Here is an 18,515-nt window from a genome sequence, read left to right on the forward strand (position 1 = left end):
AAAGCTTTATTGCCGAGGCCGCCCTTGAGCGCCGCACCGTTTACGGTTCGGTTGCGGACAGATGAGAGCATCGCGCCATTGCCGGAGCGCTGCAACGCGCATGCGATTTCCCCAGAGCTCCGCCCCACTGAATTGAACGCAAGGGCCTTGGCGGGACAACTCACCCGGGCTCCTCCAGATTGTTCCGGCCAAGTAGCGAGTCCGTCCGATGCTGAAAAAATCCCTTTGTTTTGCCGCATGCTTCTTTTCGATCCTTTCCGGGGTTGCAGGCGCACAGGATCGGTATCAAAACCGTCCGCCTGTCATCGTCAGCCCGGATCTGACCGCCCCCTGGGTGATGCAGCTGACGGGCAAGCGCGTGGTCTATCGCCAGCAGGTTCCCACGACCACCCGAAAGCGGGTCGAGCGGCGCGAGCTCAGCCGCCGCCCCGCCAACGCGGCCGTTCAGCCAGCCTCGATCGCGCGCAGACAGAAGCCGGCAAAGTCGAGAATCGATCCACAGTTCCTCCCGCAGATGGTCGCTTACGAGACGAAGGAGAAGCCCGGGACCATTGTCATCGACACCAACAACCGCTTTCTCTATCTCGTCACCGGCAACGGCGACGCGCGGCGCTACGGCGTCGGAGTCGGCAAGCCGGGCTTCGAATGGGCGGGAGAGCACAGGATCACGCGCAAGGCCGAGTGGCCCAACTGGACGCCGCCGCAGGAAATGATCGCGCGTGAGGCAGCGCGGGGCCACTATCTACCGGCCCGCATGGACGGCGGACCGGAGAATCCGCTCGGGGCTCGCGCCATGTATCTGGGCTCGACGCTCTATCGCATCCACGGCACCAATGCACCCTGGACGATCGGCTACGGCGTTTCCTCCGGCTGTATCCGCATGCGCAACGAGGACGTGGTCGATCTCTATGAGAGAGTTAAGGTCGGCACAAAAGTCGTCGTGATATAGCGACCATGGATGCACAATACTTCTTTTCCCTCTTCATCGCCGCAAACCGTGGTTTTGAAGCAACAGATGTTCCCTCAGATACAAGTCTCGTCGAAATCGTTGCACTATAGAATGTATCGCGGGCGCCCACTTGCGGTTAAATCGCGTGGCTTGCTTGCAACGAGGGTTCAGAGGGAAATCGTAATGAGACGTCATGTCACGGGGATGGCCGCGCTTGCAGTTGCGGCCGCTGCTCTTCTTGTCTCCGGAAACGCTTCGGCATTTACTCCGGCCGATACTGTCGGCGCGGGCGTAAAAAGTTCCGACATCATTCAAGTCGCCAAGCAGAAGAAGCCGCCTCAGAGATACTGGCGCACCAAGGTGCGCTTCCGCACGGACGAGGCTCCCGGCACCATCATCGTCGATACCAACAGCAAGTATCTTTATTACATCGACGGCCCGAACCGGGCGACGCGCTATGGCATCGGCGTCGGCCGCGACGGCTTCGGCTGGTCCGGTGTCGTCAAGGTTGGCCGAAAGGCCGAATGGCCGAGCTGGACGCCGCCGGCCGAGATGCGCGTGCGCGAGAGAGCGAATGGCCGCATCCTGCCGATCACGCAGCCCGGCGGCATCGACAATCCGCTCGGCGCCCGCGCGCTCTATCTCTACAAGGGTGGCCGCGACACGATCTTCCGTATCCACGGGACCAACCAGCCCTGGACCATCGGCCAGAACATGTCCTCGGGCTGCATCCGGATGATGAACGAGGATGTCGAACACCTCTATGAGCGCGCCGGGATCGGCACGAAAGTCGTCGTCATCGGCCCCGGCAGCAAGCCCGGCGACACCTATTTCGACGATCGCGGCGTCGACATTTTCCGCACCATTTTCGGCGGCTGACGGCGGCACTGGACCTCTCCTCACCCGAGGACCAGCCCTCTTCCCGCACGCGGGGAGAGGGGACAGGGACCTTTCCGCGAGTCCCATCTCGCACTCAAAATGGGAGAAGGTGCCGGCAGGCGGATGAGGGTCCCCTGCTCACCCCCTGACTGTCACAACCCCGCCGGCTTTGGACCGCCATAGGCCCAGTCGAGCAGCTCCACCGTGTGCAGGATCGGTATCTCCGTGCCGCTGGCGATCTGCGTGATGCAGCCGATATTCCCGGTGGCGATCACTTCAGGCTTGGTCGCCTCTATATCTCTCACCTTCCGCGCCTTCAGCTTCGCCGAGATCTCCGGCTGCAGAATGTTGTAGGTGCCGGCCGAACCGCAACAGAGATGCCCCTCCGCCGGCTCGCGAACCGAAAAGCCCGCCCGTTTAAGGAGCTGCTTCGGTGCCGCGGTGATTTTCTGCCCATGCTGCATCGAGCATGCGGAGTGGTAGGCAACGGTGAGATTCCGTGCCCCCTGCTCCGGCAGGTCGAGGGTCGCGAGATATTCGGTGACGTCCTTGGCCAGCGCGGAAACCCTCGCCGCCTTCTCCGCATAGGCCGGGTCGAGCCGCAGCATATGGCCGTAATCCTTGATCGTCGTCCCGCAGCCGGATGCGGTAATGATGATGGCGTCGAGCCCATCCTCCTCCGCCGCCTTCAGCCAGACATCGATGTTGTGCCGAGCAGCCTTCAGCCCCGCCTCATCCCGTCCCATGTGATGGACGAGTGCCCCGCAACAGCCCTCTCCCGCCGAAACGACGACCTCGACTCCTTGGCCCGTGAGCAGACGGATGGTCGCATCGTTGATTTCCGGCCGCAGCACCGGCTGCGCGCAGCCGGTCAGAAGCGCGACGCGGGCGCGCGGCGTGCCTTTTGCCGCGTAGACCGCCGGCTTTGCCCCCCGCGATACCGGCAGCGCGCTCGGCGCCAGATCGAGCATGACGCCGAAGGTCCTGAGGAAGGGAACCCTCTTCAGCAATCCGGCGAGCGGGCGCGCAAGACCGGCAGCCCCGAGCGCCAGCCGGAACCGCGACGGATAAGGAAGAGTGGCGGCAATGACGGCGCGGGCGAGCCGGTCCTTGAACGGCCGCTTGTAGGTCTTCTCGATATGGGCGCGGGCGTGGTCGACAAGATGCATGTAGTCTACACCCGAAGGACAGGTGGTCAGGCAGGAAAGACACGAGAGACAGCGGTCGATATGGGTGACCGTCTCGCTGTCTGCCGCACGACCGTTTTCGAGCATGTCCTTGATCAGATAGATCCGCCCCCGCGGACTGTCGAGTTCGTCGCCGAGAACCACGTAGGTCGGACAAGTGGCCGTGCAGAAACCGCAATGCACGCATTTGCGCAGGATCGTTTCGGATTCGGCGACATGCGGGTCGGCGAGCTGCTCAGGGGAGAAGTTGGTCTGCAACCGAGTACTCCATGTGGCGCCTTGCGCCTTGGATCACTTTGATCTCCGTCGGGCGGGCCGGAAATCGTCATGATCGATTCTCTTCGTCTTAGGCCGATCTTTTAGACCGCACGATGGCGAAAGGTCCCTTCGCCTAGTTCTGGACCAACGCGGCCGCGCGCCCTGGATTGAATATGCCCGAGGGGTCGAATTGGGCGCGGATGCGTTCCGATAATTGTGCCACGGCCGGGGATTGCGGTTCGAAGGCCGGAATGCGGCCGCGCGCCTCCTCGTCGGCACGCAGAAGCGCCGCATGTCCGCCGCCGACCGCGCCAATATAACGGCGGAGCAGTTCCGCCTCCGGGTCTGCCTCCATGCGCAGCCAGACCAGACCGCCCTGCCAGTCGTAGAACGCATCGACACCGGTCTGCAGGCGCAATGCGGCGACGAGCTGATGGCCCGCCGAAGGGGCGACCGATACGCGCCACAAAGGCCGTCTGGTGCCATCGGCATAAGGCTTCACATCGCGGATTTCCGTCCAGAGGGTTCCTGTCTGCGCCTCGTCGAGTTGCGAAATCCGCCCGAAGCGCGACAGTTTTTCGCCGAGCTTCTGCGCCCGAATGGCAACGGATGCCGCGAGGCCTTCGAGCCGGAGCACCGTTGCGGCGCCATCCGGCAATACGCCGTCGAGAAAGCGGCTGCGCACGCTTTCCGGCAGATGCGACGCACCCGAAACCTCCACCGGCTGCGCCATGGCCTCCGCCATCACCGCAGCGGCTTCCGCATCGTTCAGCCCGGAGACGACGACGGTCGCCGCCGCCGGCGGGAGTGGCTGCACCTTGAAGGTGACTTCGGTCAGAATGCCGAGCGTGCCGTAGGACCCCGCCATGAGCTTGACGAGATCGAGCCCGGTCACGTTCTTCATCACCCGACCGCCGGCCTTGATGAGTTCTCCCCGTCCATTGACGAAACGCACCCCGAGCAGGCTGTCGCGAGCGGCACCGGCGACGTAGCGGCGAGGCCCGGAGACATTGGCGGCGAAGACCCCGCCCATCGTCGGTTCGCCCGTCGTTGCGAAAATCGGCCGGTGGTCCATCGGTTCGAAGGAGAGCATCTGGCCCTTGGCGTGCAGTGCCGCCTCGACTTCGGCGAGCGGCGTTCCGGCAAGCGCACTCATGGTCATCTCGGCCGGGTCATAGGTGACGATGCCGGAAAGGCGCCTGGTCGAGAGCGTTCTGTCAGCACGCGTGGGATTGCCGAGACCTGCGCGCGTGCCGCCGCCGACTACGGCGAGCGTGACGCGCTCGGCCGCCGCGGACCGCACGACGGACGCGATCCCCTCCTCGCTTGCCGGCTCGAAATGGACGATCATGCCGCGGGCCGCCCTTCGAGCGGAAAAACCTTCGACGGGTTCATAAGCCATTGCGGATCGAAGGCGGCGCGCGCCGCCATCTGCTGGCCGAGATCGGCCCTGCTGTACTGGTGCAGCATCAGATCGCGTTTCTCGATGCCGACGCCGTGTTCCCCGGTCAGGCAGCCGCCCGCCTCGACACAGAGCTTCAGTATGTCATTGCCGGCAGCTTCCGCGCGGGCAGCTTCCTCCGGATCATTGATGTTGTAGAGGATCAGCGGATGCATGTTGCCGTCGCCGGCATGGAAGACATTCGCAACGCGCAGGCCGTAGCCGGCGACGATCTCGCCGGTCCGCCTCAACACATGAGAGAGCTGGCTCAGCGGCACCGTTCCGTCCATGCAGATATAATCGGCAATCCGGCCGGTTGCGCCGAAGGCCGACTTACGCCCCTTCCAGATCAGTGCCGCTTCCAGAGCCGATTGCGATTCCTTGATCGTCATCACGCCGTGGCGGCGGGCGATCTCGATGATGCCGGCGAGCATGGCATCCATTTCGGCCTCGGAACCTTCCACTTCGACGATCAGCAATGCTTCGACGTCGAGGGGATAGCCGGCCTGGGCGAAAGCCTCGCAGATCTCGATCGCCGGCTTGTCCATGAATTCGATTGCGACGGGGATGATGCCCGATCCGATGATATCGGCGACGCAGCTGCCGGCGGACTCGGAGGAGGCAAACCCGAAGAGGACGGGCCGCGCTCCCTCGGGCTTCGCAATCAGCCGCACCGTCGCTTCCGTGATGATGCCGAGCTGCCCCTCCGAACCGCAGACGAGCCCAAGCAGGTCGTATCCCGGCGCGTCGAGCGCCTTGCCGCCGAGTTCGATCACGGTGCCGTCGAAAAGCACCATCTTGACACCCAGAAGGTTGTTGGTCGTAACCCCGTACTTCAGACAGTGCGCGCCGCCGGAATTCATCCCGATGTTCCCGCCTATGGTGCAGGCGAGCTGCGAACTCGGATCCGGCGCATAGAAGAAGCCGTCGGCCGAAACTGCATCGGAAATATTGAGATTGGTCACGCCCGCCTGAACCGTCGCCGTGCGGTTGAACAGATCGATATCCAGGATGCGCGACATCTTCGACAGACCGACGACGATCGCGTCCTCCTGAGGAATGGCGCCGCCGGAGAGCGAGGTGCCGGCGCCCCGCGGCACGATCGGAATGCCGTAGCGGCTGCAATATTTGAGCACCGCGGCCACCTGCTCCGTCGTCTGAGGAAGGACGACCGCGAGCGGCATCCGCCGATAAGCGATAAACGCATCCGTCTCGAAGGGCTTGAGGCCGCGCTCGTCGCTGATGAGGCCGCCTTCCGGCAACAGATCGGCAAGATCGGCGACGATTTCCCGCCGACGGTCGAGGACGGCCTGCCTTGGCTTAAGAAAGCCGATCGTCTCCGGCATGAGCGCCTCCCATTCACAGCAAAGTGGTATTTTTTGCTTACCACTAATGCATGTCGCCCAAAAGTGTGCGGCGGACTTGAGACGAGGACATACACAAGCAATGACCTCAGCGCATCCCGCTCTAACCTTTTACAGGGCTGGACGGACACCCGGCAAATGTTAATGATCTTTTCGCCTTTGGAAACAATGATCAGGATTGATGACGAATCTAGGCGATCTCGAGATTTTCGCGCGGGTGGTGTCGACCGGCAGCATGTCGGCGGCGGGACGCGCGCTCGGTTTTTCCGCAGCCGTGATTTCCAAACGTATCAAGCGGCTCGAAGACAGGCTGGGCACGCGGCTCCTGCAGCGCACGACGCGGCAGATTTCGCTGACGGAGGCCGGCCAGGGTTTCTATGACCGCGTTCTCGGCATTCTCGCCGGGCTGGAGGAAGCGGAGGCCTATGCTTCGGGCCGCTCGTCCCAGGTCCAGGGGACGCTGCGCATTTCCGCGCCGACCTCCTTCGGCCGCATGCACATCGCACCGCATCTGACCGGTTTCATGAAGGACCATCCCGACCTGAAGCTGCACATCGTGCTGACCGACGACTTCACCGACATCGTCGCAGAAGGTTTCGACCTCGCCATCCGAATAGGCGAACTCAGCGATTCGAGCCTCGTCGCCCGCAAGCTCGCGCCGGTGCGCCGGCTTCTCTGCGCGGCGCCGAGCTATGTCGCCCGTCATGGAGCGCCGACGGAGATCGGCGAACTCGCGCATCACATCTGTCTGCCGGCGCACAACAACGACAACTGGAAGCTGGAGGGGCCTGACGGCAGCCTCTCCTATCGGCCGGAGGGACCGCTCGTCACCAACTCGTCGGAAATCATCCGCGAAGCGGTGATTGCCGGTGCCGGCATCGCCCTGCGGTCCACCTGGGACATCGGCAGGGAACTTCGGGAGGGGCGCCTGGTTCAGGTGCTGCCGCAATGGGAAGGATCGCACAAGCTGACGCTTTCGGCGGTCTATCCAAGCCGGCAATTCCTGCCGGCCAAGGTCAGGCAGTTCATCGACTATCTCGCCGCACTCTACGGCCCGGTGCCCTACTGGGAGCGATAGTCTATCCGTGCTCGTCGTGATGGCGGCGAATGCGCCGCACCACCAGCCAGACCCCGGCGACCGCGAAGGGAACGGCGAGGCCCGTCAGGAGACCGGGATCAACGGGTATTTCATGACTGACGGCCTTGGCGAGGTAGCCGAAGAGCCCGACGACATAATAGGAAATCGCCGCCACCGACAATCCTTCGACGGTCTGTTGCAGGCGCAATTGCAGCTTGGCGCGGCGATCCATCGAATTCAACAGGGCGCTGTTCTGCCGTTCCAGTTCGACGTCGATCCAGCTTCTCAGGAGAGCCGTAGCGCGGGCGAGCTTGCGCGAGAGATTCGCCTGCCGCTCCTCGACCGACTGACAGGTGCGCATTGCCGGCGCCAGCCTGCGCTCGAGGAAGGTGCCGATGGTCTCGTAACCGGGCACCGGCGTCTCGGAAAGCGTGCGGATGCGTTCCTGGACAATGCCGTAATAGGCGCGGCTGGCGCCGAAGCGATAGAGGCTGAGGGCGGCACCCGCTTCGAGATCGGCGGCAAGGCGGGTGATCTCCGCCAGCATCTCGTCAGCCTCCTCGCGGACGTTTTCCTTCATGCGCTGCGTCACCGCCGTCAGGCCGTCCTCGGTGCGGCGGATCTCCGGCGACAGCGACTGTGCAAGCGGCAGGCCGAGAATGGCAAGCGTGCGGTAGGTCTCGATGTCGAGCAGGCGCTGCACCAGGGCGCCGGTTCCCGCCTCCGTCATGCCGCGATCGATGACCAGCACCTGGGTCAGCCCGTCGCCGTTCTGGCGAAAGTCGGTCAGGAGCACCGCCTGGCCATTCTTGGTTTCGCTGTAACAGAGGCTCGTGGGATCGAAAGCCGCGATCGCCTCGCGGGTCTCCGGCGTATCGGGACGAATTTCCAGACGAACTCCGGAAATCAGCGAGCCCGGGGGCGAAAAACCGTCGCCGAACGGATGGATCGGCACCTCGCCGCCGAAGCTTTCCGGCGCGGGCGCGTCCCAGAAATAGGTGGAGAATTCCGTGTGCCGCTCCCAGCGCAGCGTTCCCTGTCCCCAGGGGATCGCGTGGTGATTGGCGTCGCGACCGGGCGGGGCGATGCCGCGCGAGCGCGACAACTCGGACATCACGGCGTGATCGACGATCGACCCGCCCTCCGTCATGAAGGCGAGTTGAAAGATGACGCGCGGAGTCGTGACCAGTGCATAGGGCCGTGAATGGACCTCGCCGAGCGCCTGGGCGCGCATGGGCGCCACCGGAAATGCAAAACTGCCCTTTGGCATGAAGCGCTTCTTCCCCCTCACGCGTTCATCATCACCTTCTTATCAACGGATAAGGTAAAAAGAACAGGGCGCTTTGACGCAGTTCGATCTTTGTCAACACCGGCAGAGTGGACAATCAATTTGACCACTTGATGGGTCCTGTTAGATTGCCGAATGGAAGCGGAGGCCGGCGACACCTGTGCACAATGCCCTTGGCGCTCCGGGAGACGTGGCCGTGACCGAAGACCAGGACGACCTTTATGCCCGTATCAGCCATAGCCGGACGGCCGACGAGGTGGTGCAGCAGATCGAGCTTCTGATCCTCGAGGGGTGTTACGCGACGGCGATCGCTTGCCGGGCGAGCGAGAACTCTCCAGGCGCTTCGACGTGTCGCGGCCGATCCTGCGTGAGGCGCTCAAGGAGTTGGAGGCGCGCGGTCTCGTCGAAAGCCGGCATGGCGGCGGCACGTTCGTCGCCGACGTGGTCGGCCAGATCTTTTCCAAACCCCTGATCGAGCTCATCGGACGCCACCACAAGGCGACCCAGGACTATCTCGAATACCGGCGCGAACTCGAAGGCTTGACGGCGGAGCTGGCGGCGACCCGCGCAACCGACTTCGACCGCGACATTCTTACCCGCGTCATCAAACGCATGCGCGCCGCACACGAGAGCGGCAACTTCGCCGAAGAACTCGAAGCCGATATCGAACTGCACAATGCCATCGGCGAAAGCGCTCATAATATCATCCTGCTTCACACCCTCAGGGCCTGTTACAGGCTGCTGACCCAAGGCATCTTCTTCCACCGCAATTCCGTCTTCGACGCGCCCGGCGCACGCGACCAGCTTCTCGCGCAGCACGAGGCGATCTATGCGGCGATCATGGTCGGCGATCCGCAAGCCGCCAAGGCGGCCGCGCAGAGCCACATCGATTTCGTCGCCACGGCAGCGCGCGAGGCCGAGCGCAGCGGAGAGTGGGTGCGCATTGCCCGCCTGCGCCTGCAGCAGCGCGATCGCGCGGGTTCCTGACCCGTCGCGCGCCCGACAAGCGCAAAAGTACGGATGGCGAGTGCCCCGTGGTAAAATTCCAGCCGATTTCCTAAATATGGTCATGGGACAGTGGTTCGGTCGGAACCGCGACTCCGCGCTTTGCGTTAGCTGGGTGATGCATAGTCCCGAAAAGGAAGAGCGTGAATCCGAATGAATGCGGCGCGTTTGACGAACGCATTTACAGCGGCATGCGACGGTTCATACTCGGGTCGCGCGCGCTAACCACTGATTCGTTGAGGAGTATCGGGAATCTTGAACTTTCTGCACCGGCTCGCTTCTGATGTGCAACTCATGCTGCGTCGCCCGGCGCGAATGCAGTATGCGGCGCTGTGCTATCGGCTTGCCAGGAAGACGAATGCGCTGGAAATCCTGGTGATCACCAGCCGCGACACCGGCCGGTGGGTCATCCCCAAGGGGTGGCCGATGCAGGGCAAGCAGGCACACGAGGTCGCCGAGCGCGAGGCCTATGAGGAAGCCGGGGTGAAGGGCAAGGTGCAGAGGGCCGCCATCGGCGCCTACGTCTATCAGAAGCGGATGGACCACGGCCTGGAGATCTCCTGCAAGGTGCAGGTGCATGCGCTCGAAGTCGAGGATTTCTGCAAGAACTTCCCGGAGAAGGGCAGCAGGCGGCTGGAATGGGTCGACTATCGTGAGGCGGCAAAGCGCGTTGCAGAGCCTTCGCTGAAAGAGCTTATCCTCGATTTCGGCAAACGCCTCGGCCCCGACCCGGAGCAGCGGCCGAAAGCCTCCAGCAACTGACGGCGAGGCGGAAGCCCACGGCATCCGCCACGACGACTGGTCGAACGCGCAAGCTCGCCGCAGGCTGCGACATGCCGGATCGGGTAACGCCCCGGCCGCACCCCCTCGCCCCCCTCGTCAATTCCTCTTGAATACGCCCGTTTGTGCCGCTACTGGCGAATATTACAGTTGGAGAACAGCCATTGGCCAAGCCGCGACCGCGCCTCGAAAAGCTGACGCTCGACAAGGATCTCGACAAGTTCAGCCTTGCCGAGGAAGCGTCGCATCACGTCATGCGCAGATTGGCTGCTCCCGGACTTGCCGCTCTCTTCCTGATCCTCAGCATGGGTTTCGCGGCGAGCTATTTCACCGGCGCCTCCGGTGCGGCCGTGGTGGTTGCAGCAGCGGCGGTCGCGGGCTACATGGCGATGAACATCGGCGCCAACGACGTCACCAACAACGTCGGAGCGGCGGTCGGCGCAAAGGCGATATCGATGCCCGTGGCGCTGGGGATTGCGGCGGTGTTCGAGATAGCCGGAGCGCTGATCGCCGGCCGTAAGGTCACGCTGACCGTAGAGGCCGGGATCATCGACGGCACGCAGGTGGTCGGCGCCGAAGGGCTGGTCTGGGTGATGCTCTCGGCGCTTATCTCATCGGCGATCTGGATCAATATCGCGACCTACTCGCGTGCGCCCGTTTCGACGACGCATTCGCTCATCGGCGGCATTATCGGCGCAGGGGTCGCCGCCGCCGGGCTTTCCAGCGTCAAGTGGTGGGCGATCGCCGGCATCACAGCGAGCTGGACGATTTCGCCCGTGCTCGGCGGGATCATTGCCGCACTCTTCCTCGCCTTCCTGAAGGAGTTCGTCATCTACCGCGATGACAAGATCTCGGCCGCCCGGCGCTGGATGCCTGTCGTCCTCGGCGTCACTGCCGGTTCGTTCACGGCCTATGTCGCGGTCTTTGCAATCGACCATCTGGCTTCTGTTCCGCTTCCGACCGGCCTGGCGATCGGCGGACTGGCCGGGATCGCTTGCTATATCGTGTCGAGGCCTTGGATCCACCGCCAGTCGGAAGGTCTCGAAAACCGCAACCAGTCGCTTCGCAAGCTGTTCCGCCTGCCGCTCATCTTCTCGGCCGCCCTGCTCTCCTTCGCCCATGGCGCAAACGACGTATCGAACGCCATCGGCCCGCTGTCGGCGATCGTCTCGGCTGTCGACGGCGTGATCTCGACCGCGGATTCGGAGGCCCCCTTCTGGGTACTCCTCATCGGCGCACTCGGCATTTCGGTGGGTCTTCTGCTCTACGGTCCGCTGCTGATCCGCGTCGTCGGCGAGGAAATCACGCGTCTCAACCCTATGCGCGCCTTCTGCGTGGCGCTTGCAACCGCCGTGACGGTTCTGCTTGCCTCGGCTCTCGGCCTGCCGATCAGTTCCACCCACACGGCGGTCGGCGCCGTGTTCGGCGTCGGCTTCTTTCGCGAGTGGTACACGCGTCACTCGCAACGGCGGCTCGAATATGTCCGGCGCAAGACGGGCCAGACCGAATTCATGGAAAAGGGCGAGACGAACTTTGCGGAAGTGCGCCGCCGGCGCCTGGTGCGGCGCTCCCACTTCCTGACCATCGTCGCCGCCTGGGTCATCACGGTTCCCGTGTCGGCGCTGCTCTCGGCCTTTCTCTATCTCGTCCTCTCCGGTCTGTTTCTCTAGAAGGTACCCGATATCGATGCGCGCCAATTTTCGCATGCAGCGACTGTTCATCGAGAACCCGCTCCACGCCGGAGCGAAACATGAAGCCACCAGGGAGCAGTTCAACTATCTCATCAACGTCCTGCGCCTGGGTGAAGGCGCATCGCTTCTGGTCTTCAACGGCCGGGACGGCGAATGGCGGGCGGAGATAGCCATGCCTTCGCGCAAGCAGGCGGTTCTCGTCGCGGTCGAACAGACGCGCCCTCAGCCCGCCCCTTGCGATCTCGTCTACCTGTTTGCGCCTCTCAAGGTAGGGCGGCTCGATTATCTCGTGCAGAAGGCGGTGGAGATGGGCGCCGGCGTGCTGCAGCCGGTCATGACCCAGCATGTCCAGGGAAAGATCGGCAGCCTCGAACGCGTTCGCGCCAACGTCATCGAAGCGGCGGAGCAATGCGGCGTGCTCGGCATCCCGGCAGTCGAAGAACCCCGCAAGCTCGAGGAGCTTCTCATGGACTGGCCGCGCGACCGGCGCATCGTCTTCTGCGACGAGGGAAACGACAGCCAGAATCCACTGCCCATCCTCGAGGGAATTGCCGAACGCCGGCTGGCGCTCCTGATCGGACCGGAGGGCGGCTTTTCGGAGACGGAGCGGGATCTGCTGCGGAGCCGTGACTTCGTGACGGCGATCCCTCTCGGGCCGCGCATCCTGCGCGCCGACACCGCGGCAGTGGCTGCGATGGCCGTCATTCAGGCGACGCTCGGCGACTGGCGATGATGCGTCATCCGCTTGCTCCTAGTTTTTTTGAGGGCATCTTGAAAGAAATTGACTTGCGCCGCACTTGATTACGGTTCAAGCACTCCATCCGATCCTGCTGACCCCGCAGGAGCCGCCCAGGCAAAGAAGACGAATATGGCCCGAGACACTACCGACCAGACGCCGGTTACCTCTGTCGCTGAACTGACCGCCTATCTGGCATCCGGATCGAAGCCGAAGGAAAAGTTCCGGATCGGCACCGAACATGAGAAGTTCGCCTTCTTCAAGGCGGACAACAGCCCGGTGCCCTATTTCGGCGAGGCCAGCATCCAGGCGCTCCTGAACGGTATGGCCGAAAGGAACGGCTGGGAGCCGATCGTGGACGAGGGGAATGTCATCGGCCTTGCCGAGCCCTCGGGCAATGGAGCGATTTCGCTCGAGCCGGGCGGGCAATTCGAGCTTTCCGGCGCACCGCTCGAGAACCTCCATCAGACCTGCAAGGAATCCAACCAGCACCTTGCCGTGCTTCGGGAAATCGCCGAACCGCTCGGCATCCGTTTCCTCGGCATCGGCGGCAGTCCGAAATGGAGCTTCGCCGAGACGCCGCGCATGCCGAAATCGCGCTACGCCATCATGACGCGCTACATGCCCAAGGTGGGCAGCAAGGGCCTCGACATGATGTATCGCACCTGTACGATCCAGGTTAACCTCGACTTCTCCTCGGAAGAGGACATGCGGCGGAAGATGCAGGTCTCCCTGAAGCTGCAGCCGCTCGCCACCGCCCTCTTTGCGAGCTCCCCCTTCACCGAAGGCAAGCCGAACGGGCTGCTTTCCTGGCGGGGCGACATCTGGCGCGATACCGACAACCGGCGCTCGGGCCTGTTGCCGACGGCCTTCAAGCCGGACTTCGGCTTCAGCGACTATGTGGAATGGGCGCTCGACGTCCCCATGTATTTCGTCGTCCGCGACGGGCATTACCATGACTGCACCCATGTCACCTTCCGTCAGTTCATGAACGGGGCGCTGAAGGGCGAAATCGCCGAGTGGCAGCCGACGATGGGCGACTGGACCAATCATCTGTCGACTTCTTTTCCCGACGTCCGTCTGAAGCGTTTTCTGGAAATGCGCGGGGCAGACGGCGGCCCCTGGCGGCGGATCTGCGCCCTGCCGGCGTTCTGGGTCGGCCTGCTCTACGATGACGAGGCCCTGTCGGCGGCCGAGGAATTGACCCGCGATTGGGGTTACGAAGAGGTCCTGGCACTCAGAGATGCCGTGCCCGCAAAGGCGCTCGCGGCCGAATTCCGGTCGAGGTCGCTTTTCGATGTCGCGCGCGAGGTTCTCGCCATTTCGCGCAGCGGTCTCAAGCGCCGCAACCGGCTGAACGGCGACGGCATCGACGAAAGCCAGTTCCTGGCACCGCTTGACGAAGTGCTGGCGAAGAAGGCGACGCTCGCGGAGGACATGCTCTCGCTCTATCACGGCCGCTGGAACGAATCGGTCGAACCGGTTTTCGCCGACTACCAATACTGAGCGGACCCTCTACCCCGACGGAGCGCAGCCGACATGCTCCTTCCGCCCCTGTCCGGCGCTTCAGAAAAAGCGGTTTCCAGCCCTCCAATTCCCGTTATAGTGCAAGGACATGCGTCGCTCGTCCCGGGAAGGAACGCCAATGGCACCGCTTTTTGACATGTTCGCGCAGGCGCAGAACGGCCACGCCATCGAACTGATGGCGAAACAATTCGGGCTCGCGCAGGAGCAGATGGCGAAAGCCACGGCCGCGCTGATGCCCGCGTTTTCCACCGGCTTCAAGTACAACACGACGAACCCCTACGACTTCGGCGCGCTGCTGACGGCGCTCTCGACCGGCAATTACGCCCGGTATTTCGAAGACATGAGCCAGGCATTCACACCCCAGGGTGTCGCGGATGGCAACGGCATTCTCGGCCAGCTTTTCGGCTCGAAGGAAATGTCGCGTGCGATCGCGGCGCAGGCGGCACAGATGACGGGGATCGGCCAGGAGATCTACAAGCAGATGCTGCCGGTGATGGCGAGTACGCTGATGGGCGGGCTCTTCAAACAGACCACGGGGCAGATGAGTGGTGGGCTCGCCGACAATCCGATGATGACGCTGATGCAGCAATGGATGGAGGCGACAGGCCTCGCCAAAAAGCCCGAACCGCAGTCCAACCCCTTCGACAATCCTTTCACCCAGGCGATGCAGGGCTTCTTCGGCATGGGCAAGGCGGGAGAAACGGGCAAGGCCGGGGATAAGCCGAAAGCAGCCGACCTTTTCGCCGACAATCCGTTCTTCAAGGCCTATGCGGAGATGATGCGGGGCGCCGACACGGCGCAGAAAGCGCCGGCCGATAACCCGGCCTTCGCCCAGTTTTCGCAGGCGATGAACAGTCTCTTCGACAGCGGGCTGGAGATGCAGAAGGAATATCAAAAGAGCATCGACGCGCTGTTCGAGAGCTACAAGGGCGGCTCGGGCGGCAAGGCCTAGCCGCCGGGATTGCCCCTCTCCTCGGGTTTAATGCGAGGACGAACCCTCTCCGCGGGACGGGCACGCGCCCGACTGGTCTCCGCCATGATTTAATCCCAAACTGGAAACATGCCGATAAATCGGTGGGGAAAGCTGCGTCCGAGCCTACCGCGCCGCGCCTTATCGGACGCGCAAAAAAGCCCGGTACACGTCTTGGCATGTACCGGGCAAGGAGCAGGGTCTATTGGCTCATACCCTGCGGGGAACTTTTACGACGTGCCATCGGCACGATCCGAAATTCGCGGCATGATCCGCGCGAGGCGAAGATTTCGCAGATCATGCCGCACTGGCGCATCCGAGGCGGCGGGACGCGCATGAGGGTTCAATCGTGGCGCACTCCCCTGTAGAAGAGGTTCGCCCGATTGCGTGAGGCGCGCGTCAGGTAGCTGCCCGGGTTTTCGAAGAAGGCCGAGGTCAGCGCCTCGTGCAGGTCTTCGCGTTTCAAACCCATGTCCAGCAACTGGCGATCGTCGAGATCCTGCAGGCGGGCAATCTGGCAGCGGTTTCGATAAAGGCGCCAGACGGCCGTCAGCACGCCGATGATGCCTGTTGTGCGGGCTGCAGGCGACTGCCTGCTCGCAACGAGGCCGAAACCGGAGGCGTGGTGGGTCGTGCGCATGACGGAACTCCTTTTCGCGGGCACGAAGAAACCCGTCCCCTGCGGGGAGGTCTTTCGCAGGGGCAGGCGGAAATACTTTTGGCGAACCGGCGACTATTTTGGCCGGAAAGATTGACGTGGTTTGCGGATTATCATTCGCAAATCCTTATTGATCAGTCCAACGAATGTTTTTAATGATATTCATCAAACAATCTTATAGGTATTCCGGCCATGTCCGCACCGCTCGATATCGACCAGCTGCAAACCTTCGTAGCAATCGCAGACACGGGCAGCTTCACCAAGGCGGCCGACCGTGTCTTCAAGACTCAATCCGCCGTGTCGATGCAGATGCGACGCCTGGAAGAACGGATCGGCAAGCCGCTTTTCATGAAGGACGGCCGGGGCAACCGGCTGACCGTCGAGGGCGACAGGCTCCTGAATTTTGCCCGCCGGATGATCCGCCTCAACAATGAGGCGATCGCCTCCTTCGACGACAACCGCCTCGAGGGAACGCTGCGGATCGGCACACCGGACGACTACGCGGACCGCTACATGCCCGAAATCATCGTCCGCTTCGCCAAGACGCATCCGAACGTCGAGCTCTACATCATTTGCGAGCCCTCGGTGGACCTCGCGGAAAAAATGGCGAAGGGCGATCTCGACATCGCGCTCGTCACCCACAATCCGCGTGCGCGGGCTTCCGACGTCGTACGAACCGAGCCGCTCTGCTGGGTAAGCTCCATCAATCATCCGCTGCCCGAGAATGCGCCAATCCCGCTTGCGGTCGGCCGGCGCGACTGTCAGTGGCGGCAGGCTGCCTGCGCGGCGCTCGATGCGACCGGCAAGGAATATCAAATCCTGTTCACGAGCTGGTCCTCGACCGTCGTTGCGGCCGCGGTGCTCGCCGGCATGGCGGTCTCAGTCCTTCCGGAGTCGGCACTGCGACCGGGCATGAAGGTGCTGACGCTGGCCGACGGCTTCCCGTCACTGGCGCCGGTGCAGATCGGCATCATGAAGCGCCCCGGCCTTTCGCCGTCGCTGTCCAACGCGATCACCAATCACATTACCGCCTGCCTGGACAACATCACGCCGATCACCGTCAACGACGATCTCGAAGGCGATCTCAAGGGCTATCCCCGTTATCCGCGCCTCCGGCAGAGCCATATGCTGCCGGGCTGGTGAGCCGCTTACATATCTCCAATGACGAAGGCCACGCCTGAGGCGTGGCCTTCGCGCTTCTCGGAACGGGTGCCGGACTACTCGGCCGCCGTGCTGATCGTGTCCGCCTCGTAGCCGTGGGCGGTCTTCAGCGCCCGGCGGACGCCCGCCTCGTATTCCGGGTGGACGCGCGCGAAATGAACGAGCTGCCGCTCGACGATCTCGCCCGGGACGCCGCCCATGGCGGCCGCGATGTTGGAAAAGAGGCGCGACTTCTGCCCCTCGTCGAAGAGGTCGAACAGCGCCCGCACCTGAATGTAGTCGTCATTGCCGACGCGGTGGTCGTAGCGGGACATGTCGCCGTCTATTCTGAGCGGCGGTTCCTTGGCCAGCGGCTGTTCGGCCGGTCCATTGAAGGAGTTCGGCTCGTAATAGGCGTCCGGATTGCCGGTGCGAATGCCGCCATAGGTGTTCATCTGACCGTCGCGATGGTAGTGGTGAACCGGGCAGCGCGGCTGGTTGACCGGGATGTGCTCGTAATGCGTGCCGAGGCGATAGCGGTGGGCATCCGCGTAGGAGAATATGCGGGCCTGCAGCACCTTGTCCGGCGAGAAGGCGATGCCGGGAACGATATTGGAGGGCGAGAAGGCTGCGTTCTCGATCTCGGCAAAATAGTTTTCCGGGTTGCGGTTGAGCTCCAGCACGCCGATCTCGATCGGCGGGTAGTCGGCATGCGGCCACACCTTGGTCAGGTCGAACGGGTTGTAGGGCGTCTTCTCCACGTCGAGCTCCGGCATGACCTGCACCTGAACCGTCCAGCGCGGGAAAGCCCCGTTCTCGATCGCGTAGAACAGTGCCTCCTGATAGCCCTCGCGGGTCTTGCCGATGACCGTTTCGCCTTCCTCGTTCGTGAAGAATTTGTGGCCCTGCTGGGTCTTGAAGTGGAACTTGACCCAGTAGCGTTCGCCCGCGTCGTTCCAGAAGGAATAGGTGTGCGAGCCGTAGCCGTTCATATGCATCGGCGTCTGCGGGAGGCCGCGGTCGGACATCAGGATCGTCACCTGATGCAGGCTTTCCGGCGACAGGGACCAGTAGTCCCACATGGCAGTGGCGGAACGCAGATTGGTCTTCGGATGACGCTTCTGCGTGTGGATGAAGTCGGGGAACTTGTAGGGATCGCGAATGAAGAAGACCGGCGTATTGTTGCCGACGAGGTCCCAGTTGCCTTCCCCGGTGTAGAATTTAAGCGCGAAACCGCGGACGTCGCGCTCGTGGTCGGCGGCGCCCTGTTCGCCGGCGACAGTCGAGAAGCGGGCCAGCATCGGCGTTTCGGCGCCGGGCTGGAGACATTTCGCTCTCGTATATTGCGAGATGTCGCCGGTGATTTTCAGCGTGCCGAAAGCACCCCAGCCCTTGGCATGGACGACGCGTTCCGGAATGCGCTCGCGGTTCTGATGCGCCAGCTTCTCGATGAGCTGATAGTCCTGCAGCATGATGCCGCCACGCGGCCCTGCCGTCAGCGAATTCTGGTTGTCCGGCACCGGCGCCCCGGCGGTGGTGGTGATCGTCGGACGATCTGTCATCA

Annotated in this window: 15 protein-coding genes and 1 pseudogene; 10 read left to right on the forward strand and 6 right to left on the reverse strand. The window is 63.1% G+C overall.

The window, feature by feature from the left end; translation table 11 throughout:
• Nucleotides 1-208: 208 nt before the first annotated feature.
• Both N0Q91_RS13990 and N0Q91_RS13995 read left to right on the forward strand, forming a co-directional pair.
• Nucleotides 209-949 (forward strand): L,D-transpeptidase, encoded by a 741-nt coding sequence (locus N0Q91_RS13990; protein ID WP_275596696.1) that lies wholly within the window; start codon nt 209-211, stop codon nt 947-949.
• Nucleotides 950-1,132: 183 nt separating this feature from the next.
• The gene (locus N0Q91_RS13995; protein ID WP_100669341.1) at nt 1,133-1,828 is read left to right on the forward strand and encodes a L,D-transpeptidase; all 696 of its coding nucleotides are present in this window, start codon (nt 1,133-1,135) and stop codon (nt 1,826-1,828) included.
• Between the two features lie 152 nt (nt 1,829-1,980).
• On the opposite strand, the gene glcF is transcribed toward N0Q91_RS13995, so the two are convergent.
• The 3 genes from glcF to N0Q91_RS14010 all read right to left on the reverse strand — a co-directional run bounded on the left by glcF (nt 1,981) and on the right by N0Q91_RS14010 (nt 6,060).
• Complete coding sequence (gene glcF / locus N0Q91_RS14000; protein WP_275596697.1) at nt 1,981-3,273, reverse strand: glycolate oxidase subunit GlcF; 1,293 nt, start codon at nt 3,271-3,273, stop codon at nt 1,981-1,983.
• Between the two features lie 133 nt (nt 3,274-3,406).
• Nucleotides 3,407-4,624 (reverse strand): glycolate oxidase subunit GlcE, encoded by a 1,218-nt coding sequence (gene glcE, locus N0Q91_RS14005; protein WP_275596698.1) that lies wholly within the window; start codon nt 4,622-4,624, stop codon nt 3,407-3,409.
• The gene (locus N0Q91_RS14010; RefSeq protein ID WP_275596699.1) at nt 4,621-6,060 is read right to left on the reverse strand and encodes an FAD-binding oxidoreductase; all 1,440 of its coding nucleotides are present in this window, start codon (nt 6,058-6,060) and stop codon (nt 4,621-4,623) included. The genes glcE and N0Q91_RS14010 overlap by 4 nt, the downstream gene beginning before the upstream one ends.
• 199 nt (nt 6,061-6,259) lie before the next feature.
• On the opposite strand from N0Q91_RS14010, the gene N0Q91_RS14015 reads away from it, so the two are divergent.
• Nucleotides 6,260-7,156, forward strand: a complete 897-nt coding sequence (locus N0Q91_RS14015; protein WP_275596700.1) for a LysR family transcriptional regulator — start codon at nt 6,260-6,262, stop codon at nt 7,154-7,156.
• 1 nt (nt 7,157) lies between these two features.
• Here the strand turns inward: N0Q91_RS14015 and N0Q91_RS14020 are convergent, their stop codons facing one another.
• Nucleotides 7,158-8,426, reverse strand: coding sequence for a DUF3422 family protein (locus N0Q91_RS14020; protein ID WP_018094324.1), 1,269 nt, complete (start codon nt 8,424-8,426; stop codon nt 7,158-7,160).
• A 214-nt stretch (nt 8,427-8,640) separates the two neighbouring features.
• On the opposite strand from N0Q91_RS14020, the pseudogene N0Q91_RS14025 reads away from it, so the two are divergent.
• From N0Q91_RS14025 to N0Q91_RS14050, 6 genes and pseudogenes are all read left to right on the forward strand, one after another.
• A pseudogene (locus N0Q91_RS14025) lies at nt 8,641-9,431 on the forward strand (FadR/GntR family transcriptional regulator).
• A 273-nt stretch (nt 9,432-9,704) separates the two neighbouring features.
• On the forward strand, nt 9,705-10,211 hold the full coding sequence (locus N0Q91_RS14030) for an NUDIX hydrolase (RefSeq protein WP_275596701.1): 507 nt from the start codon (nt 9,705-9,707) through the stop codon (nt 10,209-10,211).
• A gap of 182 nt (nt 10,212-10,393) precedes the next feature.
• Nucleotides 10,394-11,899 (forward strand): inorganic phosphate transporter, encoded by a 1,506-nt coding sequence (locus N0Q91_RS14035; protein ID WP_275596702.1) that lies wholly within the window; start codon nt 10,394-10,396, stop codon nt 11,897-11,899.
• A 16-nt stretch (nt 11,900-11,915) separates the two neighbouring features.
• Nucleotides 11,916-12,653 (forward strand): 16S rRNA (uracil(1498)-N(3))-methyltransferase, encoded by a 738-nt coding sequence (locus N0Q91_RS14040; RefSeq protein ID WP_100669359.1) that lies wholly within the window; start codon nt 11,916-11,918, stop codon nt 12,651-12,653.
• Between the two features lie 135 nt (nt 12,654-12,788).
• The gene (locus tag N0Q91_RS14045; RefSeq protein WP_275596703.1) at nt 12,789-14,162 is read left to right on the forward strand and encodes a glutamate--cysteine ligase; all 1,374 of its coding nucleotides are present in this window, start codon (nt 12,789-12,791) and stop codon (nt 14,160-14,162) included.
• Between the two features lie 139 nt (nt 14,163-14,301).
• Nucleotides 14,302-15,135 carry a DUF937 domain-containing protein gene (locus N0Q91_RS14050; protein WP_275596704.1) on the forward strand — a complete coding sequence of 278 codons (834 nt, stop codon included), beginning with the start codon at nt 14,302-14,304 and terminating at the stop codon, nt 15,133-15,135.
• A 361-nt stretch (nt 15,136-15,496) separates the two neighbouring features.
• Here N0Q91_RS14050 and N0Q91_RS14055 read toward each other — a convergent pair whose 3' ends face one another.
• Complete coding sequence (locus tag N0Q91_RS14055) at nt 15,497-15,793, reverse strand: DUF1127 domain-containing protein (protein WP_018094318.1); 297 nt, start codon at nt 15,791-15,793, stop codon at nt 15,497-15,499.
• Nucleotides 15,794-16,003: 210 nt separating this feature from the next.
• On the opposite strand from N0Q91_RS14055, the gene N0Q91_RS14060 reads away from it, so the two are divergent.
• On the forward strand, nt 16,004-16,954 hold the full coding sequence (locus tag N0Q91_RS14060; RefSeq protein WP_003527211.1) for a LysR substrate-binding domain-containing protein: 951 nt from the start codon (nt 16,004-16,006) through the stop codon (nt 16,952-16,954).
• Nucleotides 16,955-17,028: 74 nt separating this feature from the next.
• Here N0Q91_RS14060 and katA read toward each other — a convergent pair whose 3' ends face one another.
• Nucleotides 17,029-18,513, reverse strand: a complete 1,485-nt coding sequence (katA, locus tag N0Q91_RS14065) for a catalase KatA (protein WP_275596705.1) — start codon at nt 18,511-18,513, stop codon at nt 17,029-17,031.
• Nucleotides 18,514-18,515: the final 2 nt, after the last annotated feature.

The organism is Sinorhizobium prairiense, assembly GCF_029201645.2.
Taxonomy (GTDB): domain Bacteria; phylum Pseudomonadota; class Alphaproteobacteria; order Rhizobiales; family Rhizobiaceae; genus Sinorhizobium; species Sinorhizobium meliloti_A.

What these genes read in the sequence shown, in the direction of transcription:
- N0Q91_RS13990 (WP_275596696.1), top strand. Translation starts at nt 209, where the DNA reads ATGCTGAAAAAATCCCTTTGTTTTGCCGCATGCTTCTTTTCGATCCTT.
- N0Q91_RS13995 (WP_100669341.1), top strand. Translation starts at nt 1,133, where the DNA reads ATGAGACGTCATGTCACGGGGATGGCCGCGCTTGCAGTTGCGGCCGCT.
- glcE (WP_275596698.1), bottom strand. Translation starts at nt 4,624, where the DNA reads ATGATCGTCCATTTCGAGCCGGCAAGCGAGGAGGGGATCGCGTCCGTC.
- N0Q91_RS14010 (WP_275596699.1), bottom strand. Translation starts at nt 6,060, where the DNA reads ATGCCGGAGACGATCGGCTTTCTTAAGCCAAGGCAGGCCGTCCTCGAC.
- N0Q91_RS14015 (WP_275596700.1), top strand. Translation starts at nt 6,260, where the DNA reads ATGACGAATCTAGGCGATCTCGAGATTTTCGCGCGGGTGGTGTCGACC.
- N0Q91_RS14020 (WP_018094324.1), bottom strand. Translation starts at nt 8,426, where the DNA reads ATGCCAAAGGGCAGTTTTGCATTTCCGGTGGCGCCCATGCGCGCCCAG.
- N0Q91_RS14040 (WP_100669359.1), top strand. Translation starts at nt 11,916, where the DNA reads ATGCGCGCCAATTTTCGCATGCAGCGACTGTTCATCGAGAACCCGCTC.
- N0Q91_RS14045 (WP_275596703.1), top strand. Translation starts at nt 12,789, where the DNA reads ATGGCCCGAGACACTACCGACCAGACGCCGGTTACCTCTGTCGCTGAA.
- N0Q91_RS14050 (WP_275596704.1), top strand. Translation starts at nt 14,302, where the DNA reads ATGGCACCGCTTTTTGACATGTTCGCGCAGGCGCAGAACGGCCACGCC.
- N0Q91_RS14055 (WP_018094318.1), bottom strand. Translation starts at nt 15,793, where the DNA reads ATGCGCACGACCCACCACGCCTCCGGTTTCGGCCTCGTTGCGAGCAGG.
- N0Q91_RS14060 (WP_003527211.1), top strand. Translation starts at nt 16,004, where the DNA reads ATGTCCGCACCGCTCGATATCGACCAGCTGCAAACCTTCGTAGCAATC.
- katA (WP_275596705.1), bottom strand. Translation starts at nt 18,513, where the DNA reads ATGACAGATCGTCCGACGATCACCACCACCGCCGGGGCGCCGGTGCCG.